Source organism: Alkalihalophilus pseudofirmus, assembly GCF_029094545.1.
GTDB classification, from domain to species: Bacteria; Bacillota; Bacilli; order Bacillales; family Bacillaceae_D; genus Alkalihalophilus; species Alkalihalophilus pseudofirmus.
In genome coordinates, this window is the sequence record NZ_CP117835.1 from 3925905 (window position 1) to 3952035 (window position 26131).

Below are 26131 nucleotides of genomic sequence, written 5' to 3' on the forward strand. Positions count from 1 at the left end.
TCTTATTTTTGAGAATTTTTTTCTAAGCCCTAACCCTTTCCCTATTGTATCCGATTGCAAACCACTTTTTGAAGTGAAAGATTATGGGATTCGACAATTTTCGCCAAATTCTAAAAAGAAATCCTGACTAAAAGAATAAGCCAGGATGATTATTTTTTCAACTTTTTCTCTACTTTTTCAATGACTTGATCCTCATCAGGAGCTGCAACAGGGCGGTTATTTACGAATACAAAAGATTTTTTCCGGCCTGGTCCACAGTAGGACTGGCAGCGGATATCAATCGATGCATCTGGATCGACTTTTTTCAAGCGAGGCACGAGCGTTTTAATATTTGTCGCTTGGCATTCATCACAAATGCGAAATTCATTAGCCATCTCCATTTTCCTTTCTATACTAATTATCTATTTTCTATTCACTAAAGTTATATGTGTAAGCATCATGCCCAAAAAAGACACGGACTATCCACTAGTATATCACACTCTGAGGAGACAGCAATCATTAATAACCGATTTAACACCTATTTGATTACTCATTATTCCTCTATCACATGCTATAATAACTGTTATTAATGCATGTTAAGGAGTCATTACCTATGAACCAAAACCTACTGACTTTTACTAATAAATGGAGATTTATAGATCACTCGACATTGGGTTCTGCCTTTGATGCCCTTCAATCTTTTGCCTATGATGACACAATCTGTACAACAGCCGGTGAGGACGGAATTTCTACGCTCAGAAGCTGGGTTCATCATCAAACTGTTGTGCTCGGTACTCAAGACAGCCGCCTGCCGCATATCGAAGACGGAATTACCTATTTAAAGGAACAAGGATATCATGTGATTGTGCGTAATTCAGGCGGCTTAGCCGTAGTACTTGATGAGGGTGTCTTGAACCTTTCTCTTATTATGAAAGAAGACAAGAAAATCTCGATTGATGCTGGGTACGAAATGATGTTTGAAATGATTAAAGATGTGTTTAAGCCATACGGCAAGGAAATCGAAGCATATGAAATCGTCGGCTCCTACTGCCCAGGCAGCTTTGATCTAAGCATAAGCGGCAAGAAATTCGCGGGTATATCGCAACGCAGAATTCGCGGGGGAGTAGCCGTGCAAATTTATTTATGTATTAATGGAAGCGGGGCTAAGCGAGCAGAAATGATTCGTGAATTTTATGCCCATTCTGTTCAAGGATCGCCGACCAAGTTTGATTACCCTAAGATCGAGCCTGACACGATGGCTTCTTTATCTGAACTCCTTGATACTAATCTTACTGTATCAGAGGTCATGATGAAAACATTGCAGTCCATGCAGCAGATGGGAGCAGAGCTTTCAATGGATGGACTCACTGGCGAAGAGATAGATTTGTATGAGAAAAATTTGATACGCGTGACCCAACGTAACAACCGATGTCTACATATAGAGTAGTCATCGGTTGTTTTTTCATCTACGTTTTAATTTGCTTATTACGGGAAAAGTATTGTTGTAGTGTTTTGATGAAGGAGGAATAATCGATGTCTAAAAAAGTACTGATGGTTGTAACGAACCATACGACAATATCAAACGGTCAAAAAACAGGATTATGGTTAGAGGAGTTTGCTGTTCCTTATAACCTATTTAAAGAAAAGGGCTATGACGTTGAAGTAACAAGCATTCGCGGCGGTGATGTCCCTCTTGACCCGAACAGCTTAGAAGATGCAGATAAGCCAGAATGGAAAAAAGCAAAGGATATTCTGCGTGAGACGAAGAAGCTTTCCGTTGATCATGCTGATGGAGCTGACGCGATTTTCCTGCCTGGAGGTCACGGTACGATGTTTGACTTCCCGGATAATGAAACGCTGCAAACTGTGATTCAAACACTTGCTGAAGAGCAAAAAGTAATCGGAGCTGTCTGCCACGGGCCGAGCGGATTGGTTAACGTTACGTATAAAGACGGAACACCGCTTGTTAACGGTAAAAAAGTAAATGGCTTTACCGATGAAGAAGAAAAAGAAATGCAGCTTGAAGATCATATGCCGTTTATGCTAGAGGAAATGCTCCGTGAACGCGGCGGTGAATTTATATCGGGTGACAAATGGACAGATTTCTCCATCCGCGACGGCAACCTTGTAACCGGCCAAAATCCAATGTCTAGTGAAAGCACAGCAAGAAAAGTGATTGAAGCATTAGAAGACTAATCATTATGCAGCAGAAGCCAAGCGAATGTCGCTTGGCTTTTTTACGTTTCAAAGAAATTAATTGACTATGCGTGCATTAAAACATCATAACAAAAAAGAACCCTAGGAGCTCCTAAGGTTCTTTCGTTATTACGCTTCAATTATGCTTCAGTTGTCGCTTTTTGATTAATTGCTTGCATTGCTGTAATTAATGACAGCTTATACACATCCGCTGCGTTACAGCCGCGTGATAGATCGTTTACCGGTTTGTTTAACCCTTGAAGGATTGGGCCGATTGCATCATATCCGCCAAGACGCTGCGCAATTTTGTATCCTAAGTTTCCTGACTCAAGACTTGGGAAAATGAATACATTTGCTTGGCCTTGAAGTGGTGAATCCGGTGCTTTCTTTTGTGCAACAGCTGGAACAAATGCTGCGTCAAATTGGAACTCCCCGTCAATCACTAGGTCTGGGCGTGACTCTTGTGCTAATTTGGTTGCTTCTGATACTTTCTTTGTTTCCATTGAAGATGCTGAACCTTTTGTAGAGAAGCTAAGCATTGCTACTTTAGGATCGAGACCGAAAACTTTTGCTGTTTCAGCTGTAGCAATTGCTATTTCCGCTAATTCTTCGCTGTTTGGCGAAATATTGATTGCACAATCACCGAATACAAATTTTTGTTCTTCTTTTACCATCACGAACACACCAGATGTACGTTTAATTCCTGGCTGTGTTTTGATAATTTGAAGTGCTGGACGAACCGTGTCACCTGTTGAATGAGCCGCTCCGCTCACAAGTCCATCTGCTTTGCCCATGTAGACAAGCATCGTTCCGAAGTAGTTGACATCAACTAATTTTGTACGCGCGCTCTCTTCTGTTTCTTTCCCTTTACGACGTTCAACAAATGCTTCTACCATCGCATCCATTTCATCGTAATTATTCGGGTCAAGAATTTGAACGTTTTCACCTAAAACAATGCCTTGCTCGCTTGCTTTAGCTGTAATATCTTCTTTATTTCCAACTAAGATCGGCTTAACGACTTGATCTGCTCCAAGCTGTGCCGCCGCTTCTAAAATACGCTCATCTGTCCCTTCAGGAAGTACGATCGTCGGCTGATGTTTCTCAACCTTTTCTGTAATTTCTTTAAATAAATCACTCATGATTTATTCCTCCTTCTTTGCATCCGTCACTTTGTCTATAGAACAAGAATACTCCTCTTATACCCAAAAAGGAACCGGTCAGCACAAGATAATTAAAGTAGAAATTTTTCAAAAAATCTCACGCATTTCAAGGGTTTAAGCCCTATTCCCATCCCTGCTTGAGGTGAAACGCTTTCAATTCTCTTAGGATTTCCACAGGAAAATTCAAGTATGTGTCGAAAGTAAAAGAAGTAATGAAATTATAGACGAAACTTTTTAGGAGAGTGACACAATGAACCAAGAAGTCGTTTTATATGAAGTACATGATCAAGTAGCGACGATTACTCTTAATCGTCCACATGTAAAGAACGCATTAAATGTAGAAATGCATACGGCTCTATATGATGCATTTAATGAAGCAAACAAAAACGAGAATGTACGTGTTATTGTGCTTGAAGGACGTGACGGTGCCTTTAGTGCAGGAGCTGACTTAAAGAGCTTCGCTGAAGAAGACGTTGATTCAGTTGATTATGGCACATATTTACGTGAAACATACAACAAACTGATTCTTCAAATGATGAATATCGAAAAGCCTATTGTTGCCAATCTAAACGGCATTGCCGTTGGAGCTGGCTTAAGCATTGCGCTTGCTTGTGATTTCCGTGTCGCACATAGAGACGCTAAAATCGGACTTGGCTTCATGAAGATCGGTTTAGTTCCTGATGCAGGAGCTTCCTACTTCCTGCCAAGATTAGTCGGCTTAGGGAAAGCGACTGAGCTTGCGCTAGGTGAAATTATCTCTGCAGAAGAAGCAGAAAGAATTAACCTCATTAATCAAGTCGGCACCCCGGAACCATTGATCGCACATTTGAAAACGGTTTCTCCCGCTGCATTTGGTTTAATGAAGAAAAACTTCCGTAAAGGCTTTGATAAGAGCTTAGAAGAAGTACTTGAAATGGAAGTAGAAACACAACGCATTGCTGGTGCGACAAAAGAACATAAATACGCGGTTGCTCAGTTTGTGAACAGAGCATGACATTTCACACCCCGGACTCGCCTCTGGGGTGTTTGTTATTTTTGGAACCGCCATATTTATGGTATAGTAACGAATGATAAGGAATACTTAAGATACGATTACATATATCGCTAAAGGAGTGTTTTATAAAATGAATGAAGCTGCTAAAACGCTAGACGGCTGGTACTGCCTGCATGATTTCCGTACGATTAATTGGCCCGCTTGGAAAATGCTTCCTGCTGAAGACCGCCAAGAAATTTTAAATGAATATATTACGATGCTTGAAGATTGGAATACAACAGAAAAAGCAGGAAACGGCAGCCATGCTGTTTATACAGTTGTAGGTCAAAAAGCGGATATCATGTTCATGCTGCTTCGCCCAACTATGGAAGAGCTAAATGAAATTGAGAACGCTTTTAACAAAACTCGTTTTGCTGAGTTCACGATTCCTACCTATTCTTACGTTTCTGTAGTTGAGCTAAGTAACTACATGGCAGGCGACAGCGATGAAGATCCATATCAAAACCCGCATGTTCGTGCTCGCCTGTACCCAGAGCTTCCGAAAGCAAAGCATATTTGCTTCTATCCAATGGACAAGCGCCGTGATGGCGATGATAACTGGTACATGCTTCCGATGGACTCTCGCCGTGAGATGATGCGCAGTCATGGTATGATCGGCCGCAGCTATGCTGGCAAAGTAAAACAAGTGATCACAGGCTCTGTTGGCTTTGATGATTGGGAATGGGGCGTAACGTTATTCGCTGATGACGTGCTTCAATTTAAGAAACTTGTTTATGAAATGCGCTTTGATGAAGTATCTGCACGTTTCGGTGAGTTTGGCTCGTTCTATGTTGGAAACATCTTAACAGAAGAAAACCTGCAAAGCTTCTTCAATATTTAAGAAGGCACAAGCACTAGACCAGATGAGGTCTAGTGCTTTTTTATTCCTCTGTCATTTTTCTACAACAAATTGTTTTTTCATCGAAGGAAAATCATTCAAATTGTGTTAACATGTGAATAAATAACCACGATATCACTATACACATAATATAATTTAGGACTTATTACTCATATAAACACGAATTAAGGAGGGGTGCAGATTGAATAGTGTATTACCGGTAAGAGACTTGTCATTAACATCGCATATTTTACATGCCTTAAATGAGGCATCTATCATTGCCATTACCGACAACAAAGGGACGATTACGTTTGTAAACGATATGTTTTGCAAAATTTCAAAGTATGACAGGGATGAATTGCTAGGACAAAACCATCGAATGCTCAAGTCTAGTTATCATTCAAGTGATTTCTTTGTACATTTATGGCGAACAATCAGCCGAGGAAAAGTATGGAGAGGCGAGGTAAAAAATAAAGCAAAAGACGGCAGCTTTTATTGGGTACACACAACCATCGTTCCTTTTCTCGACAGCCGCGGCAAGCCTTATCAGTATGTTTCGATCCGAACAGACATTACCGAACGAAAATGTACAGAAGAGTTGTTAAAACGTTCCTTAGACCAACTAGCAAACTCGAATCGAAAGTTACTAGATCATCACCACACTCCATCTCAAACGACAATTCATGATGATCTTGGACAATCGATTGATGAAAGCATGGCTGCCTATCCAGAAATCAGGCAGTTAATGACTCAATTTAATGAAATGAACATACGAATTAATCAAGCACGGAAACGGATTGAACATCAAGCCTATCACGATGCGTTGACAGGACTGCCTAACCGTTATCATATTGAAGAATATTTAAAGCGTTCAATTGAGTACGCCAAAGTAAACAACTCTTCCCTCACACTTCTTTATCTAGACCTAGACCGCTTTAAACTTGTGAATGATTTACTCGGTCATCAAGTTGGGGACCTTTTGTTAAAGGAAGTAGCAGAAAAGCTTTCTCAGACGATTTGTGAAAACGGGATGATTGGCAGACAGGGCGGCGATGAATTTCTCATTGTACTAGAGGACATGAATGAAGAGGAAGTCAGAGCGATTGCAGGACGTATTCTTGATTGTCTTTCCTACCCCTTCGTTTATGCAGGAAAGGAGTTTTTCATTTCACCTAGTATCGGCATCAGCATGTTCCCTAAAGATGGAAATGATATTGAGAGTATGATGAAAAACGCCGATACGGCGATGTATATGGCTAAAGAGCGCGGTAAAAATAACTTTCAATTTTATTCAAGCGAACCAAGCAGTCTTTTAAGCAGAAGACACCTGCTTGAAAACAAATTAAGAACAGCCCTAAAAAACAAGGAGTTTATCTTGAACTATCAACCTCAAGTTCATCTGAATTCCCATGAACTTAGAGGGTTTGAAGCTTTAATCAGATGGAATAACCCTGAACTTGGTTTGATAAGCCCCGAGGAATTTATCCCTATCGCCGAAGAAACGGGAATAATCACCGATATAGGAACCTGGGTACTTAAAGAGGCCTGCCGCCAGAACAAAGCATGGCAGGAACAAGGATTTGTCAGAGTTCCTGTTTCTATTAATGTTTCTTCCCAGCAGTTCAGAGACCCAGAATTTGTATGGCACGTATTGAATGTACTAAAAGAATCCAAGCTTCACCCTCAGTACCTAGAAATTGAATTAACAGAAAGCACCACTCACCATTTTGTTCACACAGTTGAAAAGCTTCAGCTGATAAAGCAATACGGTATTAAAGTAGCCATTGATGATTTTGGGACTGGGTACTCTTCTTTGAGCGCTCTAGACCAGCTTCCCATTGATATCTTAAAAATCGACCGCTCATTCATTAAACATATTTTGACAAACCCTAATAAGGCAGCGATCGCCAAGACAATTATTGATTTAGGACATAATCTTGATTTTAAAATTATTGCCGAGGGAATTGAAGAATCTTCCCAAGCTGATTTTCTAAATGAACATCAATGCCATATCGGCCAAGGCTTTCTTTTTCACCCACCCCTGAATCCAACAGACGTTGCACGTCACTACCAACACCTATTTCATGAGATACCTTTTTTTAATTGAATTAAAAAAAAAGAAACGGCGGAGATAAGCCGTTCTTTTTTATTCTTTACTCTCTTTAATCGGCAGAATTGAGCGGTAAGGCACAGGGGAGCCTATTACAGTAGAAGTATTAATATTGCCATATGGAATTAAGGTGTCTATTAAAATTCTCATACTATTCATTGACGGTACCGCTGCTTTTAGGAAATAACTGACGTCCCCTGTCACACGATGGCACTCAATGATTTTCTCTTCTCTTTTCACCATTTCCTCAAACTCTTGCAGCGGAACCTTCAGCCCGCTTACGAGAATAATTAGCAGAATTTCTCTCCCTACAGCCTCAAAAGATATACGCGCTGAATATTCTTCGATTATCCCCTTCTCATGCAGCCGCTGCAGCCTTTCAGACACACTCGGACGGCTGAGGGCCAGCTCTTTTGATAATTCGCTGATTGTTATCCGAGCATTTTGCTGCACTAGTTCGAGTAATTTGATATCTATTTTGTCCATCACACTCTCCCCTTTACACTTTGATATAAAACAACTATCAATCTATTCTAAATGAAGGATAAACAAGTTTTATTCCTTCATTATACTATGCAAAAACGTCCAATCAACGATTAAAATTAAATATATGATATAGTGCGGATTTATATTGAGGAAGGTGTGATTAGATGAAGAAATGGCTGATGATCTTGCTTGCGATTGTTATCACAAGTATAGGTGTTATTCTTTTGAAGCATGCAAATATTGTTACGGGCGGAACAGCAGGTCTTTCATTAAGTGTGGCATACTTATTAAGCCTGCCATTCGGGGTGACGTTCTTCTTAATTAATATTCCATTTTATATTTTCTCAATGATGAGAATGGGCTGGAATTTCACGTTTACCACCATTATTTCTGTAAGCTTATTATCGGTTGTCACAGGGTTTGACTACTTTTTGCCTGCTTTCACTGTACCGATCTGGGTAGGTGCGGTTGTCGGCGGATTTATAATTGGTATTGGTCTATCTCTTTTATTTATGAATGGGTCATCTCTTGGTGGAGCCAACATTTTAGCATTGTTCCTTCAGAAACGCTGGAATATTGACCCGGGCAAAACGACATTTGCCTTTGATTTCATGGTTGTTTTAACAAGCTTTTATACAGTTGGATTCTTACGCGGTATCGCATCGGTTCTCTCGATAGCCGTTACGGCACGAGTAATCAGCTACTTTAAAAACGAAATTGCTAGAAGAAGAGAAGAGCCTTCTAAAGAGAAGGTGCTAAAGCAGCAGCCTAAACAGCAAGTTCCAGTAACTGAATAGGTTTGGACGAATAAAAACACATTGACTCATAGTCAATGTGTTTTTTATTTTCGTTGTTTTTGGAATAAGCCCATATGACGCTTCATATAGTCAAGTAACGGTAATGGCCTCGCCAATCGTCGTGTTCTCTGCTACATAGAGGCACAACAAAACGCTCCTCGAAGTGAAGTAAAACCTCAAAAGACATACATCAACTTTGAATGGAGGTGGAGAAATGGCAGTGATAAAGACGTCTTCAAGCGATATTGATATGCTCGCTCGGCTGATGCGTGCAGAGGCCGAAGGTGAAGGAGAAATCGGTATGATGGCAGCAGGAAATGTCATGGTTAACAGGGTGAGGGTTGGCTGTCTCGACTTTACAGATGTTACCTCAGTCCCCCAAATGGCCTTTCAGTCGCCAGGTGGCTTTGAAGCGGTACAAAAAAGCTATTTCTATCAACATGCGAGAGAACGGGATAAACGGCTTGCAAGACGCGCAGTGGCAGGAGAACGCACACATCCTGCAGAGTTTGCATTATGGTTCTTCAGGCCAGACGGCGCCTGCCCAGCACAGTGGTGGGGTCAATGGAACTCCGGACGCTACAAAGCACATTGCTTCTATACACCATTAGCATCCGAATGCCCAGAAGTATACTCAACGTATTAATGAGAAAAGCGGAGGGGTTCGTTTAGGTATGAGGGGGATGGAGCTTTGACAATGAGAAGCGCTCTTTGCTTCGTTTGGCAAAGTGAAGCCGCTGATTACCTGAATCCTGCAGCTAGACAAGAAAAGCGGAGTCGACTGGGCTGGCTTGCGGAAATATGAGGGGCAGCGATATGAAGACGCTTTTTGTCTTCATTCGATGCACCGTTATTTCCCGCAAGGCAAGGAGCCAAAGCTAGGCACGTAAAGAGAAAAGGGGCGATAAATAGTGTATCAATCATGGAATCAACAATCACCACAGCAGCAACCAGATAATAAAGACTTCATTAATCAACAGGCTTTTACCCAGCAAATGCAAGGAGCTCAAATGCAGCAACAGCAACCAATGATGCAGCAACAACAGCCAATGATGCAGCCGCAAGGAGGACAGTTTTTCTCTGCTCAAAACTATCAAGTACCTGGTTTTGTTCAACAGCAATTTGGAGGCACAGGAATGCTGCCGCTTGAGCAATCATTTATAGAAAATATTCTACGTTTAAACCGAGGAAAAATTGGTACTTTTTATATGACCTTTGAAAATAATTCCGAGTGGAATGCCATGATCTTTAGAGGGCGTGTAGAAGAAGCAGGCCGTGATCATATTGTGATCAGCGACCCAGATACAGGCATGTACTATTTACTGTTAATGGTTAATTTAGATTATGTAACATTTGATGAGCCGATTGAATATGAATATCCATTTAACAGCGGCCAAGGTGCCCAGTTAGCCCAATATTCGCCAAGGCCAGAATAATAGACAACGAGACGCTTTGAAGAAGGCGTCTTTTTTTATTACCTTTGTAAATACGCGCAAAATTTGGAATTAAATGCTAAACTGTAAGAAGTATTTAATAGTCACATGAATATACAAAGATATGAGGTTCTGCAATGAAAAGACACTTTATTTTATTGTTTATTAGCATTCTAATGAGCGGTTTATTCTTTTATATCTTTAATCTATCCACCCCTCCCCCTGGTTCTGTGTCAGGAAACGGAAATCCTTTGCTTTTACTTATACCTATTTTAGTTATTCTTTTCGTTGGTTTCATTTTTTCAATGATAAAGGTCATCGAACATTTTAGAGTTAGTATTCGTGCAGTTACGATCACGATGATGGCGCTACTCCTTCATTGGTTAGTTGGATTAACTTATCAACGTACTGCATTTGATAATTATCGTGAAGTCTTGGCTGAGGCGTATCAAAAGGAATGGGGCTATGTTGATTGGTATTACATTGAGCAGATAACTTCTTCTTTGCTCTCTGTGCATACAAATAAGCTCTATTTTAACCTAAACACCTATATCATGTTTCTTACTCTTTCCCTGTTCCTTTCCTTGGCATATATTTTAGTGAAACGTTATGCCTTAATGAAACATTAATAAAAACGCGCAGCTTAGCGCGTTTTTATTTATGAGGTATCTACATCTATCAACTATTTATTACAAGCCTCTAACAGCGGCAACCCCTAAGAGCACCCAGCCGACAATAAATGCTAATCCGCCAATCGGTGTAATCGCTCCAAGTTTAGTAATGCCTGTTAACGCCATGGCATACAAGCTTCCTGAGAATAAAATAATTCCAATAAGAAAACTCCAGCCTGCCCCGTTTAACATGCTTGATGAAGTCAGTTTCAGTGCTACGATCCCAACAATTAATAATCCAATCCCATGTATCATATGATATTGCACGCCTGTTTGGTAATTTTTCATCATACGCTCTGATAAACGCGGCTCAAGTCCATGTGCCCCAAATGCTCCAATCGCTACAGACAATGCCATAACAATACTGCCTAGTAAAATAAATAGTTTAGCCATCTTTACACTCCTTACCACTACAATCTAATGTTGTTTTAAGAATAGCACACTAATGTCTAAAACAAAATTTCAAAGTGAAAATTAAACAAATTGCCATTTTCTAAGTTTTTTCATGTGAAACATTTGGAAAAATCAGATAAACTGACAGAAAAGAAGTAATAGGAGGAGTTAGATGAGTAAATTGAACATTCGCCCATATACATTAGAGGATTATGAAGGGTTGCTTGATGTTCAGAAAGAAGCATTCCCGCCGCCTTTTCCTGAGGAATTGTGGTGGAGCAAGGAACAAATAAGATCGCATGTGGAAACATTTCCAAAGGGAGCTCTTGTCGCTGAGATTGATGGAGTAATCGTCGGGTCAGCTACCTCCCTTATTATTCAATATACTGGCGAGCCGCACACCTGGGATGAGGTAAGTGACAAAGGCTTTATTCGCCGCAGCCATAATCCACACGGGGACAGCTTATACGGAATTGATGTCTGTGTAAGACCTAGTTATCGTGGCCGAGGGATTGCAGGTGCCCTGTACGAAGCAAGAAAAGAGGTTGTGGAAGAGCTTGAACTCACCCGATTCTTAGCTGGCTGCAGAGTTCCTAATTATCATGAATATGCTCAGCACTTAGATATTGATTCCTACATTAAAAAGGTACATTCAGGCGAGATTCACGACCTTGTTTTATCGTTCATGATCAAACAAGGTCTGACTCCTCTGCAAGCTCTGCCGAATTATTTAGATGATGATGAGTCTCTTGACTACGCGGTTTTAGTTGAATGGCAAAACAAACTATAATCATAGGCTAGGAAAAAGATAAAATGTTCCTGCAAATAACACGGTTGTCCAGATTAACGACCAGTGAACGGCTCCTTCCACACGCTTTTCATCAAAACGGCTCTTATGGATCAGTGAAAAGATAAACAAGTATGTCATAAACAAAAACACACTGCCTAATAAGTAGAGAAGAAAACGAAATTGTTCTACCCAGGCAAATAAAGGGCCGATTGTGGCCATCACAAGAAAAAGAACAGTAGATGCAATTGCAATCAAAAAGGAAACTTGAGGCATTTTCAGCCATGCTTTATGACGAAAAATGTCTCTATTCTTTTTGGCTTCAAATAGAAATAATAAATAAACACCGATTAAAATAATTATGTAGACAATGAGAGTAGAAAAGCTGCTGTTAACAGCTGGCTCACCAGCAGTAGGCGGCTGGATGGTACGAGAGCTCACCATTCTCTCTAACATAAACATAAATAAGATTACATTTGCAATGACAAGAATTTGAAAAGTAGACCATTTAGCCATAGTATGTTGGCTGCTCCCCTCTCTATAAGATCACGCTTCTCTATATAGACGCATTAACCTCCTTGTCGGTTTCACTTTTTTCAATATTTGGTGAATAAATCCTTTATATACAAAATAAAACCCGCCCCATTCTTCTTGGAGCAGGTTTGACTAAAAGTCGAGTAGATTATCTTTGGGCGGAGCTGGCTCATTTTGCTGCACGGAAGTTGAAATAATTTTTGTCTCGTTTGGATAAGTAGCTTGAACTGGTGTATGTGCATATGAAGCCTCAGGTATTTCTGTCTGCTTGGCAGAGGTTCCGCTTTTAATGAGCTGGCAATGAGATTCAATCACGGCAGTATACTCACGAATTGCCGAGACATCGCCCCTATCAACAGCTTCACGCAAACGACTTACCTGCTCTTCCATCTGATTGACGATCGATTTTACTGAAATATTCATAACTGACACCTCTCTTTTCTCTTCCCATATTATCATATGGAGAACATAAAAAGACAACCATCACGCAGGTTACACATCCTGCACGTTGGCTGCCAAAATAGTCTTTATACCGGCTACATTAATGCCCTGTTCAATATAGGATTTAATTAATCTAAATCTTTCAATGTCTTCTAACGAAAACATTCGTTGGTTTCCTTCATTTCGCACCGGTTTAATTAATCCTTGTTCCTCGTAGTAACGGATCTGCCTTGCTGTAAGACTGGTCATCTCCATCACGACACGAATCGGAAAACAGGCTTTCTTTTTAGAAACCGTCGGATCCACACCCTCCCCTCCTTTATCAACCCTATATTTTTAAAACTATTTTTTTAATGTTGCTAAATAAATATAAATCTCGCGTAACGTCGAAAATCCTTTCTCTTGTGCAAGCTCTAAGCACTGACCCCACAGTTGGGCTGTCATTTTCGCATCGTAGAGGGCATGATGCCTCGTTGTAATAGGAATATTGTAGTAGATGCAGCATTCATCTAAGGTTACAAGATCTTCATCGTGAGCAACCACCCTTGTAAGGAAAGTTGTATCAATGATTCGGTGGGCAAACGGCATCCTCATTAGCTGCCACGTCATATGAGACATAAAACGTTTTTCATGAGTAGCATGATGAGCAACTAAAGTTCCGCCGCCGACAAATTCATAAAAATTATTTAATACATCTATTAATGGTCTTGAAGATTGGAGCTCTTCTAACGTAAGACCTGTAAGCAACAGTACATCTGAAGACGGTTCTTTCTTACATTGCACTGTAGAATAAAAACTCTCTTCGAAAAGCACCTCAGCTCCTTTCATCTTTACGGCCCCTATTGAGAGTATTTCGTCTCCTTTGTCGGGAAAGAAGCCGCTGGTTTCTAAATCAAAAACTATAAAAGAAAGGGAATGAAGAGGCTGATCGAGTACGTCATCATTTTTTAATTCTCTTTGAATCTGCCTCAGCCTTGCTAAGCCTTCAGCTTGTGAGCTTTGCAAGGTCGAAGCATACATACTTGGGCTTAATTTAGTTGATAGCTGTTTGACTAATTGCACCATATGGTTCATTACCATGAGGATCAACCCTTCATTAATACATTTTCAATATATTGATACAGCTCGTGCCCCTCACGCACCCATTCTTTTAGACGCTGTTTGTCAGAAGAAGATAGGCGGTCAACATTAACAAAGTGAATCCCAGCATATTCTTTGTGGCCACGTTGAAAAGAAAGCCGGTGAGTGAGCAATTCTTGAAAAGAAAGCTGATGGCTTTTTATATGACCATAAGCCGCAGGAAGCTTCTTCATCCTCTCAAGGGTAGAGGTCGCCATAATGTTTTCTTTTAACGCAAGGAGGCGCAGTCCATTCACGTAAGGAAAGAGAACCGTTTGCTTGAGGTCAAATTTACCTTGGTGAATTCCTTTTGGCTCTGTTAATAATTGACCGAAAAAGCCGATTCCTTTTTTCACTCTCCCTGTGTTTTCCGTTAACCGCTTAAGAAGATCTGGTTTTGCTTTCAAATGATGCTGCAAACGCTCTTTCAACTCAATAATATAATCAGCTTCACCCATAAAATGTCTGGCATCAGCTAATGTTAACACATAACGAAGCGTCTCCCAGGTATCCTCTTTTACCCACTGATCGATTTGCTTTTGCCACGCAGCCCTCGACTTACACCAGCGTTTTGTTGAAGCCATTACTTTACCGTCACACTCTTCATAGCCGGCTGCCTTCAGCTCTAAGGTAATTTCACCGCCAAGCCTCATAAAATAATCTTCAAATTCATTAGAGTCATCGTCATAGACGATTCCATGATCTTGGTCACTATAATAAGACTGCTCAAGCCTGCCTGCACTTCCCATTACAAAGAAAGCAAAGTGAGCAGGAGGACTTCCCCACTCACTTTCAACAGTTTTCAATGCCCGGCACACTGCATGCTCCATCATTCGTTCATGAATATCTTGCAGCTTGCTCGGTTTTACTTCATTCAATGCTGATTGCCTTAAACCTTCATCACGGTGCTCATCTTCGATAAAAGAGACCTTCTTGGAAACAGACATCCTATGCTCCTGCTTTTTCTTCTTTTTCCGGCATGCTTTCAGGATATCCATAGCTTCCGTGTTCACTTAAATCAAGACCAAGAATTTCTTCTTCTTCAGATACACGCAGGCCTCCGACAATCGCTTTTGTCACTAACAACAATACATAAGATGCGATAAAAGCAAATGCTCCGCAAACGACTACGCTCAATGCTTGAACACCTAATTGAGAAAATCCACCGCCATAAAATAAACCGGCACTTCCGCCATTTAATGCTGCTAGTTCTGGTGTAGCAAAGAATCCAGTTGAGATTGTACCCCAAACACCAGCAACACCGTGTACAGACAGCGCAAAGATTGGATCGTCAATTTTTGCTTTATCAAAGAATTTCATACTGAAGAATACGATTAGTCCGCCAATAAGACCGATAATAACTGCTGCCCAAGGAGCAACGAATGCACAAGATGCTGTAATGGCTACAAGACCTGCCAATGCCCCGTTTAACATCGTCGGAACATCTGATTTACCGAGAATTGCCCAGGCAATAAATAGAGCGGCTACTGCACCAGCAGCTGCTGCAAGCTGAGTGTTTAATGCAACATATCCGAAGAATGCCCCGTCTACACCTAATGTACTACCTGCGTTAAATCCGAACCAACCAACCCATAAAATTAAAACCCCTAATGCTGTATACACCTGGTTATGCCCTGCTAAATCATTTACTGAACCATCTTTATTGAACTTTCCAAGACGAGGCTTCAATAGAATCGTTGCTGCAAGGGCCGCCATTGCACCTGTTAAATGAACAACCGTTGAACCTGCGAAATCTTGCTTACCAAGCTCAGCTAACCAGCCGTCACCCCAAATCCAGTGCGCAACAATTGGATACACAAATGCCGAGAATAATACGGCAAATACGATATATGCAGATAATTTCGCACGCTCAGCAAATCCTCCGAAGGCAATCGTTAAAGCAATAGCTGCAAATGCCAGCTGGAAAAAGAAATCAATCGATCCTGCTAAGCCATCAAACATCGTGGTGAAATCTCCGAAGAAGAAATCACTTAGTCCAATAAATAAATTCCCTTCGCCATATATAAATCCATAACCTACTGCCCAGAATACGAGTGATGCAATCCCAATTGTAAAAATGGTTTTCCCTGCAATATGCCCTGCATTCTTCATTCTGGTTGAACCTGCTTCAAGCAAGATAAACCCACCTTGCATTAACATGACAAGCACCGCACAAACCATTACCCACAGGTTATTCATCAAAAATAATTCATCCATCTTCTGACTCCCCCTTTGTTTTTGAAGCTGCTTACTCTGTTCGTCATGTAAGCTAACATCTGTTGTTAAGTCCTATTATACGTTTTGAATATTCAGAATCTACTGTCTTGTAAGATAAGCTGACATGGTTTCTGTTTACCCTCACAACCATGAAAACGCTTAATACATTGGGGTTTCAGTCATTTTACTAAAAGTACCAGAATGAAAAATGTGATTAGAGAAAGAGTAACAAAGGGGGATTTTCGTCTTCCTCTAAAGAGACAGGGAGGTTTTATGATGAACCAGCCAAATCAATTAAACCAACAACAGCAAATGATGAATCAATCTCAAATGCAGTCAAATCAATTGCAGTCAAATCAGTTACCGCAAAACATGAGCCATGGAGGCCACGAAGTATTTGATGCGCATGAGATTATCGCAGAAATGATTAACGTCCTTGATCAATATATGATGTTCCGTTCATTTATGAAGGATCAAGAGTTAATTGACATTCTTGATCGCCAGTACGCTTTTATTGAGAGTCAATATAATTTAATCGTAGATGCATTTTCTACGGGATCGAAGCCACAAGGCGGATCGACAGATGTATATAAAATGACTCAATCCAATGATGTCGTATTCGGTATCAGCCCAACGCAGCCGAAAAAGCCTAACCGCTCCATTTCAGAAATTAAAGAAGCTGGCTTATCTGCACATATGTTAGGACTTCTTAAGACAACAGCCTCTACAATGACAATGACTTCAGTTGAGATGACGAACCCTGTACTGCGCAGGATTTTAGCAGATACAGTTCCAAATATGATTGAGATGGCTTATGAAGTGTTTTTATACCAAAATAAACACGGATATTATCAAGTACCTCAGTTAAAGCAGCAAGATATGCAAACAATGACACAAGCTTATGCTAAAACAACCGCACCGCCGCAAATGCCAAATGGCGGCGAAAATCAAACGCAGCAACAACAACAGCCTTTCATGCAATAACATAAACCCGTAGTGAGAATTCACTACGGGTTTGTTTTAGGTTTCTCGGCAAACCACTTGATCAAAAAAGGCAGTACAAGAAATAAGGCTAGAACTCTAAGCATTTGCAAGGTGGCGACCATTGTCGGTTCAATAGCAAGCATCGTAGCTGTTGAAGCCATTTCAGCGGCTCCTGCAGGAACTATGCTTAAGAGGCTTGTCGAATAGTTGATAGGAGTGAGGAAAAAGAAGATCGCAGCAAGCCCAAAGCTCATCAAAAAGTATAAAGCGAGTGTAAGCGCACTTGCCCCGCCTACCTGTTTTATTTCCTGAAAGGTTTCACGGTCAAACCGCATCCCAATAATGGCCCCCATTAACGCTTGCGCAAGCCCCGTCACAAAAAACGGCATCTCAGAAGCAGGAATCACCCATTGATGCACAGAAAAACCAAGGACAATAGCAAAAAACAAAGCAGAACCTGGGAACCTTACTCTAGCCCCTAACCATAAAGTGACAATCACAACCACGATTAACGCAGCAATCGCTGTACTTCCACTTGTGAATGATACACCGTTTGAAGAAAGACCTGAATTTACAACTGGATGGCTCAAACCGACTATAAACGGAATAATGAAGACAAACAAAGTAATTCTTGTTGTATGAAAAGCTGCCACAAGCCGCTGGTCCGCTCCATATTCCTTACTCAGAGCAATCACCTCTGAAGCCCCTCCAGGCATACAGCAAAAGAAAGCCGTGTTGGGGTGCATGCCTGTATATTTCAATAAAAATCTCCCTAAAAGAATACCGCCCACAATCGTTAAAATAAGGGTAATCAAAAATGGCCCGATTAACATGTGGTAAGTAAGAAATTGTTCGGGGACCACCATAAATCCAATATTTCCGCCTATTAGCGCTAATGATACTTTAAAAAGAGAATCTGAAAAGAATAGTTTTTTAATATAAAACGCACTAACAATACCTGTCACTAATGAACCTAATAGCCACCCTGCAGGAACATTCAAGTAAGAAAAAGCAGCTCCAACAAGGGCTGCAATGATAAGAAAAGTTGCTTTTTGCAGCATGCAAACCGCTCCTTATATAATTAACGATGAAAAGCCTTCAATCCACATTAATTGAAGGCTTCTGTCCTATTAAAAGTCAAAGGTCTCCGGGTCCGGACCATAACGCTTATCTTCATTTAACTCATCAAGCTTTCTAATTTCTTCTTGTGTCAATTCAAAATCAAAGATCTGGCTGTTTTCGATAATCCGTGACTCTGTTACAGATTTTGGGATCGTTACGACTTCATGTTCGATATTCCAGCGCAATAAGACCTGTGCAGGGGTTTTGTTATGAGCATTCGCTATCTCTTGGACAGTTGGATTAGAGAAGATGTCGCCCTTTGTCAATGGCCGCCAAGCCTCAACTTGAATCCCTTGCTCCTTACAATACTTCCTTAGATCTTCTTGCAATAAATAGGGATGAAACTCAATTTGATTCACCATAGGCTTGATTTCAGCTGTTTTTAGCAGCTCTTCTAAATGAGTTACATTAAAGTTACTTACACCGATCGCACGAACTTTTCCTGCTTTATACAACGTCTCAAGCGCTTTCCACGTATCCTTAAATTTATCCTCAACCGGCCAGTGTACTAAATAAAGATCCAGTACATCGAGCCCGAGCTTGTTCATGCTTTGATCGAATGCACGAAGAGCAGACTCATACCCTTGATCGTCATTCCACACTTTAGTCGTAATGAAAAGCTCTTCTCTTGCCACTCCGCTTTTCTTAATGGCGCTGCCAACACCTTCTTCATTATAATAAACAGCTGCCGTATCAATGCTTCGATACCCTGCTTTAATCGCTTTAATAACTGCTTGTTCTACTTCAGCTCCGTCTTCAGCTTTGTACACCCCTAGACCAAGCCACGGCATTTTCACTCCATTATTGAGTGTTGCGTACGCTGTACTTGCATTCATAACTATCAGCTCCTTTTCAAATTAATTATTCTCAACTAAGATTTATACCATTTGGACAGGAGAATTAAAAAAATGATCGTTGTAACGCTTAATGCGAGAACCATTAAATGGGCATCCATCATTCGGTTCGCTTGAACAGCATCATAAATGGCAATGGACAAGGTTTGCGTCTTTCCGGGGATATTCCCTGCGACCATAATCGTCGCACCAAACTCCCCCATCGCCCTCGCAAACCCTAATACAAGACCTGCTAAAATCCCTTTATAAGCGAGCGGTGCAATAATATACCGTAGTAATTGAAGGCCATGAGCACCGTCTAGTTTTGCTGCATCAAGTACCGATGTGGAAATGGACTCAAACGATGCCTGTATCGGGCGGATTAAGAGCGGAAGGGCCGCAATAGCAGCTGCAATAACCGCCGCTTTCCATGTAAAAACAATCGGTTCCCCTGTTAACCCTTCTACCCACTGACCTATGAAGCTGTTCCTGCCAAGCGAGATAAGTAAATAGTATCCAAGGACGGTTGGAGGAACGATTAAAGGAATCGTAACTAACACAGAAAGCAGTCTTGTAAGCCTGGTTTTATGAAAAGCAAACCACCAAGCAAGCAACATTCCAATGACGAACGCAAACGCGGTGGCGATCATTGATATTCGAAGCGATAACAGTAAAGGTGTTAAGATCGTCTCCATTACGGCAGGTCAAACCCGTATTTCACTAAAATTTCTTGTCCGCGTTTTCCTGTTAAATACTCGATGAATTGCTTACTTTCTTCCTCCTTAGATGAAACAGCTGGAATTCCCAGTGCCTGAATAATCGGCTCATGTGCAGCCTCATCAACAAGTTGATACTCATAATCTGTATCACTTACTAAAGCCAAGGCTACCATACCAACATCAGCATTACCTGACTCAACATATTGATAGGCTTGTCTAATATTTTCCGCATAGACGAGCTTTTCTTCTATCTGCTCCCAAATTCCCCATGACTCTAATGTCTCTTTAGCTGCCTTTCCGTAAGGCGCGTGTTCAGGGTTAGCAATCGCAATGGTCCCTACCTCATCGCTTAAAAGATATTGCTGCGCTTGCCCGCTTTCTAATAAGAGACTTTCCTCTTCATACATCAATACATTACGGCCAATGGCATAATAGTGTTTTGAATCAGCCAGTATTGCTTCTTGCTCAATCAACTCATCAATATACGATTCATGTGCAGCTAAAAACAAATCATAAGGCGCACCCTCGTTGATTTGCTGAGTAATCAATCCAGTAGAACCAAACGTAAACTCAAGAGGAATCCCCGTCTCATTTGTAAATTCCTCCCCCGCCTCCGTCAATGCATGATACAAATCGGATGCAGCTGCAATATATAACGGTTCATCTTCATCATTTGCGTTAGTACAGCCTGTCAAAATAAATACATGTAAAATAAAGAGTGTGCCAATTAGTTTATTTATCATCTTGCTTTTAGCCTTTCTATTGTGGTCTGTCATTTGTGGTCTGTCATTTGTCATCTGTTTATAAATAGTATGTACAACCTACTCTATTCTACCTTTTTCCAAATTCCATTTGAAGGCATTTGCTCATTTTTAAAAATATTCCCATAACAGCTATTAATAAAATAGAGTGGCTTTGACTTTAAAAGATAAAAATATGTTAGAGGAAATTTGCCTCTGGCTGAACGTTACTTCGCTGTGTTGTTGCTCGTTTAAGGAATATTGGAAATGAAGAATTCATAAATTCAAAACGTTAAGTGCCTTAAACATGGGTTATAGCGTAGTCTTCGCTCCTGAAATATGCTTCGCTTTCCGCGGTGAGCGAGTACCTGTAGTGGAGATCAACAATTACTGCAAGGGGACCCATTTTCCAGTGTATTTATTTCTGTTATGAGTGAAGACGATGAGAATGCTGCCGTGACGCCAGTGGAAAGCGTGTGCCTGCAGCGGAGCTCAACAACCACTATAAGGGCGCAGGAAAAACTCCCTTCAGATCAACTTTTTCTAAGGGAGTTACATTAATTAGCGATTCGTTCGTCTTCTAAGTTAAACCTTTTCGTTACATCCTATTCTTTTAACGATTTGGGAGCTGCCATTCAATCGGTTCTTCACCCATATCTGTTAAGATGCTATTGATCTTTGAAAATGGCCTGCTTCCAAAAAATCCGCGATGGGCTGACAGCGGACTCGGATGTGGAGCTGTAATGATATAATGATGATCATTTGTAATTCGCTTGCTTTTTGCTTCTGCATGCTTACCCCAAAGCACAAAAATGACAGGCTTTTCTCTTTCATTCAGAAGGTCAATCACCCGATCGGTAAAAAGCTCCCAGCCGCGCCCTTTATGTGAAGCTGCTTGTCCTCCCCTTACCGAGAGAACAGTATTTAATAAAAGAACACCTTGCTCTGCCCAGGGAACAAGATATCCGTTATTAGGAATCGAAGCGCCGAGATCTTCTTTTAATTCTTTAAACATATTTTGAAGAGATGGCGGGATGCGGACATCAGGCCTCACTGAAAAGCTTAGTCCATGTGCTTGATCAGGTCCATGGTAGGGATCCTGTCCAAGAATGACCACTTTTGTATCACGGTAAGATGTTAATTGAAGGGCTTCAAAGAGGTGATGCATTGAGGGATAAACTATTTCCTCTTGGTATTCCTTTTTTAAAAACTCGCGGAGCTCTTTATAATAAGGCTGCTCAAACTGATCTTTAAGCAGTTCGTTCCAATCATTTTTTAAGATACTCATACCTGTTTACCTCCATGTTATATCTAAGTTTTTTTAGTAGTATAACATGGGACAAACTAAATGCTTTTGTCTCACTAAATAAGTAGTATAAAAGCATTAGGACACATCTGTCGAATTCTAAGATTAAACAGGACAATATAACTGAATATTCAAACTATTATTGTGAGAATTTTACAGCTGTGGTACAATCAGAAGTGACATATATTCCATATTTATCCTTACTTTATAATGCACCTATGCAGACTCTTATAACACGAGTCCTACCAGTCGTTCTTCTACTGTGTAGGGCTCTTTTTGTAAAAAAGGGGGGGATAAAAGTGATGGAGTTGCTTGAGCAGTTGTTGACGTTGTCCGTACTTGCTGCCACTTGCTTCTCTACCGTCATGTTAGGTATCAAACATTTAAAAGAGATTAAAAAGAAACCTAAAAAGAGAAGACGATTCCCTTGAGGAAATCGCCTATATGAGATTTTTTTGCCTACGAGTAAAGTATAATACCGAATAAACTAATTTATACAACAAACTTTCTAAATTTTCAATCTAATATAAGTGTATTTATATTGTAAGTGTAAATGGGATATATGTCGAGCATTTTAGCACTTTTTATCAAAAAAATTCTTATTCACTAGGGGGAGTCGCATTGAGTAAAGTGAGCCTGATTCCATTCAAAGTTGAGAAGGTTCTAAATGACACAAAGGTTATTCCGCCCGGTATTGAAATGATTGAAGCACCAGCCGTATGGGAGGCTGGATATAAGGGTGGTAATACTGTTGTAGCTGTTCTAGATACAGGGTGTGAAACGACCCACATCGAATTTAAGGATCAAATTATTGACGGTCGTAACTTTACTACAGATGATAACAGCGACCCTGATAATGTAGAAGATTCTAACGGTCATGGTACTCACGTATGCGGAACCGTTGCTGCCTGTGAGAATGACAAGGGCGTCATTGGTACCGCCCCAAAAGCGAAACTGCTCGTTGTAAAGGTGCTTAGCGGACAAGGGTACGGAGATACAAAATGGGTCATTGAAGGGGTTCGTTATGCGATAAATTGGCGTGGACCAAACAATGAACGAGTTCGTGTCATTTCTATGTCACTCGGGGGAAGAATTGATACTCCTGAACTTCATCAAGCGATAAAAGATGCTGTAGCTGAGGATATTTTAGTTGTATGTGCAGCTGGAAATGAAGGGGATGGCAATCATGACACAGATGAATATGCCTATCCTGGAGCTTATCCGGAAGTCGTTCAAGTAGGCTCTGTCAATCTAGAAGGCGAGATCTCTAGATTCAGCAATACAAATTGTGCGATTGACCTTGTCGCACCAGGCGAAGAAATTATTTCAACTTATCTTAACAACGGCTACGCTGTCTTATCAGGTACTTCAATGGCTACACCGCATGTATCCGGTGCGGCAGCCCTGTTAATTGAACAAGGAGAAAAAGAGTTTGAAAGAAAGTTGACGGAACCAGAAATTTTCGCACAACTGATCAAACACACCGTTTCTCTTAACTTCAGCCGCCGCGCACAAGGAAGCGGGCTGTTGAAATTATCATCAAGCGTTGTATCAGTAGAGGATGCCGAATATACAACTAGCTCTATTAAATAGACGAAACAGGCCCGCTCTAATGAGCAGGCCTGTTCTTTTATGCGAAATTATTTTTTCTTCTCAGCATCTTCTTTTAAACCAAGTAATAACGTAGCTACAAAAGCACCACCTGCAGCGATTAAAATACCAATTGCATAATTAATAATATTCGCTGTTCCAAAAGGTGCCGCAATCGCGAACATTGGAATTCCTGTTAATCCATATGCATTCGTTACAACATTAGTAAATACAACGTATGCCCCTCCTAGAGCGCCACCGATAGCAGCTCCGATAAACGGACGCATAAAGCGTAAGTTTACACCAAAGATTACTGGTTCGGTAATACCTAGGAATGCAGAGAATGATGCAGGGATCGCAATTTCTTTCACTTTAGGGTTCTTTGTCAGGAAGAATACTGCAAGACCCGCTCCACCTTGGGCTACGTTTGCCATTGCCCAGATTGGCAGTAAGAAGTTCATGCCAAAGTCAGCAATCAGAGCTGCTTCAATTGCGTGGAAGCTGTGATGAACTCCTGTAATAACAATCGTTGAGTAAAGTCCTCCAAACAGGAGACCTGCAAAAATGCCTGCTGTGTTATAAATATAATCAAGACCCCACGTTAGACCATTTCCAATCATCGTCCCAAGCGGCCCAACGAAAAGCATCGCAATAAAACCAGTTACAATGACTGTCACAAACGGTGTGACGAGTAAATCAATTGCATTTGGCACGACTTTACGTACACCGCGCTCAATTTTACTCATAATATAAACGACTAATAATATCGGAATAACCGTACCTTGATACCCTAGAAGATCGACATTCATTCCAAGAAATTGAATCGTTTCCGGTTCAGCATCGGCTAATGTCCAAGGATTTAACAGAGCCGGGTGCGTCATGATTCCACCAAGTACTGCCCCTAAATATGGATTGGCACCAAATTCTTTGGCAGCACTAAAACCAATTAAAATCGGTAAAATAATAAATGCGGCACTTGAGAACATATCTAAAAATAGAATCCATGGACTGTCAGGCGGAACAAGTTCGAAGGCCTGAAGCATCCCTAATAAACCCATTAAAAGACCACTCGCTACAATCGCCGGAATGATTGGTACGAAAATGTTAGAGAGCGTTCTCGCTATCCGAGCGAGGGGATTCATCTTCTTTTTAGCAGCATCTGCGTGATCTACTTGCTTTTCTCCCCCGTCTGTATCTTTTGTGCCTAGTCCTGTTAATTCAGCAAACTCGGCGTACACCTTATTAACAAGACCCGTTCCAAAAATGACTTGGTATTGACCAGATGCTTTAAATACTCCTTTTACCCCGTCTAACTCTTCAATTTGACTTTTATCCGGCTTGTCATCATCATTTAGCACAATTCGCAGACGAGTTGCACAATGTGTGGCACTTACAACGTTGTCAGCTCCGCCAAGCAGATCGACAAGCTCATGGGCTACTTTTTTCGTATCCATTTTTATTTCCTCCTTATTTAAGCTCTCTATAGTTTTTGTCTAAGCAGAATCCTTATCCATTCAATACCCAATCCATGCAAAAAAAGACCTAAAATGGTCAGAATCCGTCATTTGGGTAGACGTATCCCGTTCCTCCATTTTAGGTCTTGCCTGCATAATCAGTAACAATCCCGCTTATGATGTTTTCGCTTACATTTTAACCGCTTCAACAGTTTCCGTCAAACACTTTGTTTACTTTTTTGGCTTTTTATTTCGAATGATGACCTCATCAACGGAAAGGTTCGTTCGCTCATCAAGATTGTGAACAATAATTTCTGCCACATCCTTTGGCTGCATTAACATTTTACGCTTTTCATCTGAGAATATGCCATCCCAAAACGGAGTATCCATGCCGCCCATATAAATACCGCTGATTCGAATCATTGTGTCACTGAGTTCAGCCTGCAAACTCTCAGTAAATCCACGAACAGCAAACTTACTTGCCACATAGCCCGATTCATTCGCTTTTCCTACAAGCCCTGCAGTCGATACAATATTAACAATCGTTCCTTTGTTACGTTTTTTCATTTGAGGAAGGACCGCTTGTGTTGGGTAGATTGTTCCTTTTACATTTACATCAAGCATCGTATCAAGCTCTTCTTTGCCTAGATCTTCTGCGGGGCCAAAATACCCTGCACCTGCATTATTAATCAGCATATCCACTTCGCCAAACTCTTCACTCAGCTGATGAAAAACGGAAGCTACCTCTTCTTTGTTCACAATATTAAGCGCGTGAGATGAATAACTTCCTTCTTGGCCGTTAAAAGAAGACTCTAGCTTTTCTTTCGACCTTCCAAGCAAACAGACATGTGCTCCCTTTAGTCCATAAAGTTTTGCAAGAGCTGCACCTAATCCGCTGCTTGCTCCTGTAATAGCTACTACCTGCTTTTTCATAAAATTCACCTGCTTTTGTTTTATTTCAATTGAAGGCTCGATGCTGCAATTGCGTCAGTCTACTGCCTTTTTGCGTCGCTCCACATATTAATTGTATAAAAGACGAAAAGGATTGCGTCACCACAATCCTTTTATGCATCCATTGATTACTACTGCGTCAGTCGAGATCTTTATTGTGTGCGTTGAGCGTCTTAATGTATCAAGATCCTACGTTATTGCGCGGTTTCAGCTGCATAGCCTTATACTCATCCATTCA

Annotated in this window: 30 protein-coding genes; 13 read left to right on the forward strand and 17 right to left on the reverse strand. The window is 40.9% G+C overall.

Features of this window, described 5'->3' with window-relative positions; genetic code table 11:
* Positions 1–149 precede the first annotated feature (149 nt).
* A complete protein-coding gene (locus tag PQ478_RS20425; protein WP_022629419.1) occupies positions 150–374 on the reverse strand; it encodes a YuzB family protein in 225 nt (74 codons plus the stop codon).
* 194 nt (positions 375–568) lie between these two features.
* Here PQ478_RS20425 and lipL point away from each other — a divergent pair, with 194 nt between their 5' ends.
* The gene (gene lipL, locus PQ478_RS20430) at positions 569–1426 is read left to right on the forward strand and encodes an octanoyl-[GcvH]:protein N-octanoyltransferase (protein WP_435521061.1); all 858 of its coding nucleotides are present in this window, start codon (positions 569–571) and stop codon (positions 1424–1426) included.
* Positions 1427–1512: 86 nt separating this feature from the next.
* On the forward strand, positions 1513–2175 hold the full coding sequence (locus tag PQ478_RS20435; protein ID WP_289235408.1) for a type 1 glutamine amidotransferase domain-containing protein: 663 nt from the start codon (positions 1513–1515) through the stop codon (positions 2173–2175).
* A gap of 140 nt (positions 2176–2315) precedes the next feature.
* Here the strand turns inward: PQ478_RS20435 and pta are convergent, their stop codons facing one another.
* Positions 2316–3314 carry a phosphate acetyltransferase gene (gene pta, locus PQ478_RS20440; protein WP_289235409.1) on the reverse strand — a complete coding sequence of 333 codons (999 nt, stop codon included), beginning with the start codon at positions 3312–3314 and terminating at the stop codon, positions 2316–2318.
* 271 nt (positions 3315–3585) lie between these two features.
* Between pta and PQ478_RS20445 the strand changes: the two genes are divergently transcribed.
* The 3 genes from PQ478_RS20445 (at position 3586) to PQ478_RS20455 (ending at position 7313) form a co-directional block, all read left to right on the forward strand.
* On the forward strand, positions 3586–4329 hold the full coding sequence (locus tag PQ478_RS20445; protein ID WP_289235410.1) for an enoyl-CoA hydratase/isomerase family protein: 744 nt from the start codon (positions 3586–3588) through the stop codon (positions 4327–4329).
* A 130-nt stretch (positions 4330–4459) separates the two neighbouring features.
* Positions 4460–5209, forward strand: coding sequence for a hydrogen peroxide-dependent heme synthase (gene hemQ / locus PQ478_RS20450; protein WP_012960775.1), 750 nt, complete (start codon positions 4460–4462; stop codon positions 5207–5209).
* Positions 5210–5408: 199 nt separating this feature from the next.
* Positions 5409–7313 carry a sensor domain-containing protein gene (locus tag PQ478_RS20455; RefSeq protein WP_289235411.1) on the forward strand — a complete coding sequence of 635 codons (1905 nt, stop codon included), beginning with the start codon at positions 5409–5411 and terminating at the stop codon, positions 7311–7313.
* Between the two features lie 39 nt (positions 7314–7352).
* Here the strand turns inward: PQ478_RS20455 and PQ478_RS20460 are convergent, their stop codons facing one another.
* Positions 7353–7802 (reverse strand): Lrp/AsnC family transcriptional regulator, encoded by a 450-nt coding sequence (locus PQ478_RS20460; RefSeq protein ID WP_289235412.1) that lies wholly within the window; start codon positions 7800–7802, stop codon positions 7353–7355.
* Between the two features lie 164 nt (positions 7803–7966).
* Between PQ478_RS20460 and PQ478_RS20465 the strand changes: the two genes are divergently transcribed.
* From PQ478_RS20465 to PQ478_RS20480, 4 genes are all read left to right on the forward strand, one after another.
* The gene (locus PQ478_RS20465) at positions 7967–8599 is read left to right on the forward strand and encodes a YitT family protein (RefSeq protein ID WP_012960778.1); all 633 of its coding nucleotides are present in this window, start codon (positions 7967–7969) and stop codon (positions 8597–8599) included.
* 214 nt (positions 8600–8813) lie between these two features.
* Positions 8814–9245, forward strand: a complete 432-nt coding sequence (locus PQ478_RS20470; protein WP_012960779.1) for a cell wall hydrolase — start codon at positions 8814–8816, stop codon at positions 9243–9245.
* A 265-nt stretch (positions 9246–9510) separates the two neighbouring features.
* Complete coding sequence (gerQ, locus tag PQ478_RS20475) at positions 9511–10035, forward strand: spore coat protein GerQ (RefSeq protein WP_289235413.1); 525 nt, start codon at positions 9511–9513, stop codon at positions 10033–10035.
* 134 nt (positions 10036–10169) lie between these two features.
* Positions 10170–10661 carry a hypothetical protein gene (locus PQ478_RS20480; protein WP_289235414.1) on the forward strand — a complete coding sequence of 164 codons (492 nt, stop codon included), beginning with the start codon at positions 10170–10172 and terminating at the stop codon, positions 10659–10661.
* 60 nt (positions 10662–10721) lie between these two features.
* On the opposite strand, the gene PQ478_RS20485 is transcribed toward PQ478_RS20480, so the two are convergent.
* On the reverse strand, positions 10722–11096 hold the full coding sequence (locus tag PQ478_RS20485) for a DUF423 domain-containing protein (RefSeq protein WP_012960782.1): 375 nt from the start codon (positions 11094–11096) through the stop codon (positions 10722–10724).
* A gap of 172 nt (positions 11097–11268) precedes the next feature.
* Here PQ478_RS20485 and PQ478_RS20490 point away from each other — a divergent pair, with 172 nt between their 5' ends.
* On the forward strand, positions 11269–11886 hold the full coding sequence (locus PQ478_RS20490) for a GNAT family N-acetyltransferase (protein ID WP_289235415.1): 618 nt from the start codon (positions 11269–11271) through the stop codon (positions 11884–11886).
* Here PQ478_RS20490 and PQ478_RS20495 read toward each other — a convergent pair whose 3' ends face one another.
* The 6 genes from PQ478_RS20495 to PQ478_RS20520 form a co-directional block, all read right to left on the reverse strand.
* On the reverse strand, positions 11887–12399 hold the full coding sequence (locus PQ478_RS20495) for a hypothetical protein (protein WP_289235416.1): 513 nt from the start codon (positions 12397–12399) through the stop codon (positions 11887–11889).
* Between the two features lie 150 nt (positions 12400–12549).
* Complete coding sequence (locus tag PQ478_RS20500; RefSeq protein WP_289235417.1) at positions 12550–12840, reverse strand: YwdI family protein; 291 nt, start codon at positions 12838–12840, stop codon at positions 12550–12552.
* A gap of 69 nt (positions 12841–12909) precedes the next feature.
* Positions 12910–13164: a MerR family transcriptional regulator gene (locus PQ478_RS20505; RefSeq protein ID WP_012960786.1), complete on the reverse strand. Its 255-nt coding sequence runs from the start codon at positions 13162–13164 to the stop codon at positions 12910–12912.
* Positions 13165–13200: 36 nt separating this feature from the next.
* Positions 13201–13938: a 3'-5' exonuclease gene (locus PQ478_RS20510; RefSeq protein WP_289235418.1), complete on the reverse strand. Its 738-nt coding sequence runs from the start codon at positions 13936–13938 to the stop codon at positions 13201–13203.
* A 5-nt stretch (positions 13939–13943) separates the two neighbouring features.
* Entirely contained in the window at positions 13944–14924 is a 981-nt protein-coding gene (locus PQ478_RS20515; protein WP_289235419.1) for a DUF294 nucleotidyltransferase-like domain-containing protein, read from the reverse strand.
* Position 14925: 1 nt separating this feature from the next.
* Positions 14926–16194, reverse strand: a complete 1269-nt coding sequence (locus PQ478_RS20520) for an ammonium transporter (RefSeq protein WP_012960789.1) — start codon at positions 16192–16194, stop codon at positions 14926–14928.
* 315 nt (positions 16195–16509) lie between these two features.
* On the opposite strand from PQ478_RS20520, the gene PQ478_RS20525 reads away from it, so the two are divergent.
* Positions 16510–17178 (forward strand): spore coat protein, encoded by a 669-nt coding sequence (locus PQ478_RS20525; protein ID WP_435521091.1) that lies wholly within the window; start codon positions 16510–16512, stop codon positions 17176–17178.
* Between the two features lie 23 nt (positions 17179–17201).
* On the opposite strand, the gene PQ478_RS20530 is transcribed toward PQ478_RS20525, so the two are convergent.
* The 5 genes from PQ478_RS20530 to PQ478_RS20550 all read right to left on the reverse strand — a co-directional run bounded on the left by PQ478_RS20530 (position 17202) and on the right by PQ478_RS20550 (position 21880).
* Positions 17202–18239, reverse strand: a complete 1038-nt coding sequence (locus PQ478_RS20530) for an AbrB family transcriptional regulator (protein WP_289235420.1) — start codon at positions 18237–18239, stop codon at positions 17202–17204.
* A 69-nt stretch (positions 18240–18308) separates the two neighbouring features.
* Positions 18309–19136 (reverse strand): aldo/keto reductase, encoded by an 828-nt coding sequence (locus PQ478_RS20535; RefSeq protein ID WP_289235421.1) that lies wholly within the window; start codon positions 19134–19136, stop codon positions 18309–18311.
* 35 nt (positions 19137–19171) lie between these two features.
* Positions 19172–19828, reverse strand: coding sequence for a molybdate ABC transporter permease subunit (gene modB, locus PQ478_RS20540; protein WP_289235422.1), 657 nt, complete (start codon positions 19826–19828; stop codon positions 19172–19174).
* Positions 19828–20595 carry a molybdate ABC transporter substrate-binding protein gene (gene modA, locus PQ478_RS20545; protein WP_289235423.1) on the reverse strand — a complete coding sequence of 256 codons (768 nt, stop codon included), beginning with the start codon at positions 20593–20595 and terminating at the stop codon, positions 19828–19830. Before modA ends, modB begins: the two co-directional genes overlap by 1 nt.
* Positions 20596–21205: 610 nt before the next feature.
* Positions 21206–21880, reverse strand: coding sequence for a uracil-DNA glycosylase (locus PQ478_RS20550; protein WP_289235424.1), 675 nt, complete (start codon positions 21878–21880; stop codon positions 21206–21208).
* A gap of 317 nt (positions 21881–22197) precedes the next feature.
* On the opposite strand from PQ478_RS20550, the gene PQ478_RS20555 reads away from it, so the two are divergent.
* Positions 22198–22329, forward strand: a complete 132-nt coding sequence (locus PQ478_RS20555) for a hypothetical protein (RefSeq protein WP_012960797.1) — start codon at positions 22198–22200, stop codon at positions 22327–22329.
* A gap of 190 nt (positions 22330–22519) precedes the next feature.
* Entirely contained in the window at positions 22520–23491 is a 972-nt protein-coding gene (locus PQ478_RS20560; protein WP_289235425.1) for a S8 family peptidase, read from the forward strand.
* Between the two features lie 47 nt (positions 23492–23538).
* On the opposite strand, the gene PQ478_RS20565 is transcribed toward PQ478_RS20560, so the two are convergent.
* Entirely contained in the window at positions 23539–24942 is a 1404-nt protein-coding gene (locus PQ478_RS20565) for a sucrose-specific PTS transporter subunit IIBC (protein ID WP_012960799.1), read from the reverse strand.
* Positions 24943–25173: 231 nt separating this feature from the next.
* Entirely contained in the window at positions 25174–25875 is a 702-nt protein-coding gene (locus PQ478_RS20570; protein ID WP_289235426.1) for an SDR family oxidoreductase, read from the reverse strand.
* Positions 25876–26131 lie beyond the last annotated feature (256 nt).

What these genes read in the sequence shown, in the direction of transcription:
- PQ478_RS20425 (WP_022629419.1), bottom strand. Translation starts at nt 374, where the DNA reads ATGGCTAATGAATTTCGCATTTGTGATGAATGCCAAGCGACAAATATT.
- lipL (WP_435521061.1), top strand. Translation starts at nt 569, where the DNA reads ATGCATGTTAAGGAGTCATTACCTATGAACCAAAACCTACTGACTTTT.
- PQ478_RS20435 (WP_289235408.1), top strand. Translation starts at nt 1,513, where the DNA reads ATGTCTAAAAAAGTACTGATGGTTGTAACGAACCATACGACAATATCA.
- pta (WP_289235409.1), bottom strand. Translation starts at nt 3,314, where the DNA reads ATGAGTGATTTATTTAAAGAAATTACAGAAAAGGTTGAGAAACATCAG.
- PQ478_RS20445 (WP_289235410.1), top strand. Translation starts at nt 3,586, where the DNA reads ATGAACCAAGAAGTCGTTTTATATGAAGTACATGATCAAGTAGCGACG.
- hemQ (WP_012960775.1), top strand. Translation starts at nt 4,460, where the DNA reads ATGAATGAAGCTGCTAAAACGCTAGACGGCTGGTACTGCCTGCATGAT.
- PQ478_RS20460 (WP_289235412.1), bottom strand. Translation starts at nt 7,802, where the DNA reads ATGGACAAAATAGATATCAAATTACTCGAACTAGTGCAGCAAAATGCT.
- PQ478_RS20465 (WP_012960778.1), top strand. Translation starts at nt 7,967, where the DNA reads ATGAAGAAATGGCTGATGATCTTGCTTGCGATTGTTATCACAAGTATA.
- PQ478_RS20470 (WP_012960779.1), top strand. Translation starts at nt 8,814, where the DNA reads ATGGCAGTGATAAAGACGTCTTCAAGCGATATTGATATGCTCGCTCGG.
- PQ478_RS20480 (WP_289235414.1), top strand. Translation starts at nt 10,170, where the DNA reads ATGAAAAGACACTTTATTTTATTGTTTATTAGCATTCTAATGAGCGGT.
- PQ478_RS20485 (WP_012960782.1), bottom strand. Translation starts at nt 11,096, where the DNA reads ATGGCTAAACTATTTATTTTACTAGGCAGTATTGTTATGGCATTGTCT.
- PQ478_RS20490 (WP_289235415.1), top strand. Translation starts at nt 11,269, where the DNA reads ATGAGTAAATTGAACATTCGCCCATATACATTAGAGGATTATGAAGGG.
- PQ478_RS20495 (WP_289235416.1), bottom strand. Translation starts at nt 12,399, where the DNA reads ATGGCTAAATGGTCTACTTTTCAAATTCTTGTCATTGCAAATGTAATC.
- PQ478_RS20500 (WP_289235417.1), bottom strand. Translation starts at nt 12,840, where the DNA reads ATGAATATTTCAGTAAAATCGATCGTCAATCAGATGGAAGAGCAGGTA.
- PQ478_RS20510 (WP_289235418.1), bottom strand. Translation starts at nt 13,938, where the DNA reads ATGGTAATGAACCATATGGTGCAATTAGTCAAACAGCTATCAACTAAA.
- PQ478_RS20515 (WP_289235419.1), bottom strand. Translation starts at nt 14,924, where the DNA reads ATGTCTGTTTCCAAGAAGGTCTCTTTTATCGAAGATGAGCACCGTGAT.
- PQ478_RS20520 (WP_012960789.1), bottom strand. Translation starts at nt 16,194, where the DNA reads ATGGATGAATTATTTTTGATGAATAACCTGTGGGTAATGGTTTGTGCG.
- PQ478_RS20525 (WP_435521091.1), top strand. Translation starts at nt 16,510, where the DNA reads ATGAATCAATCTCAAATGCAGTCAAATCAATTGCAGTCAAATCAGTTA.
- PQ478_RS20530 (WP_289235420.1), bottom strand. Translation starts at nt 18,239, where the DNA reads ATGCTGCAAAAAGCAACTTTTCTTATCATTGCAGCCCTTGTTGGAGCT.
- PQ478_RS20535 (WP_289235421.1), bottom strand. Translation starts at nt 19,136, where the DNA reads ATGAATGCAAGTACAGCGTACGCAACACTCAATAATGGAGTGAAAATG.
- modB (WP_289235422.1), bottom strand. Translation starts at nt 19,828, where the DNA reads ATGGAGACGATCTTAACACCTTTACTGTTATCGCTTCGAATATCAATG.
- modA (WP_289235423.1), bottom strand. Translation starts at nt 20,595, where the DNA reads ATGATAAATAAACTAATTGGCACACTCTTTATTTTACATGTATTTATT.
- PQ478_RS20550 (WP_289235424.1), bottom strand. Translation starts at nt 21,880, where the DNA reads ATGAGTATCTTAAAAAATGATTGGAACGAACTGCTTAAAGATCAGTTT.
- PQ478_RS20565 (WP_012960799.1), bottom strand. Translation starts at nt 24,942, where the DNA reads ATGGATACGAAAAAAGTAGCCCATGAGCTTGTCGATCTGCTTGGCGGA.
- PQ478_RS20570 (WP_289235426.1), bottom strand. Translation starts at nt 25,875, where the DNA reads ATGAAAAAGCAGGTAGTAGCTATTACAGGAGCAAGCAGCGGATTAGGT.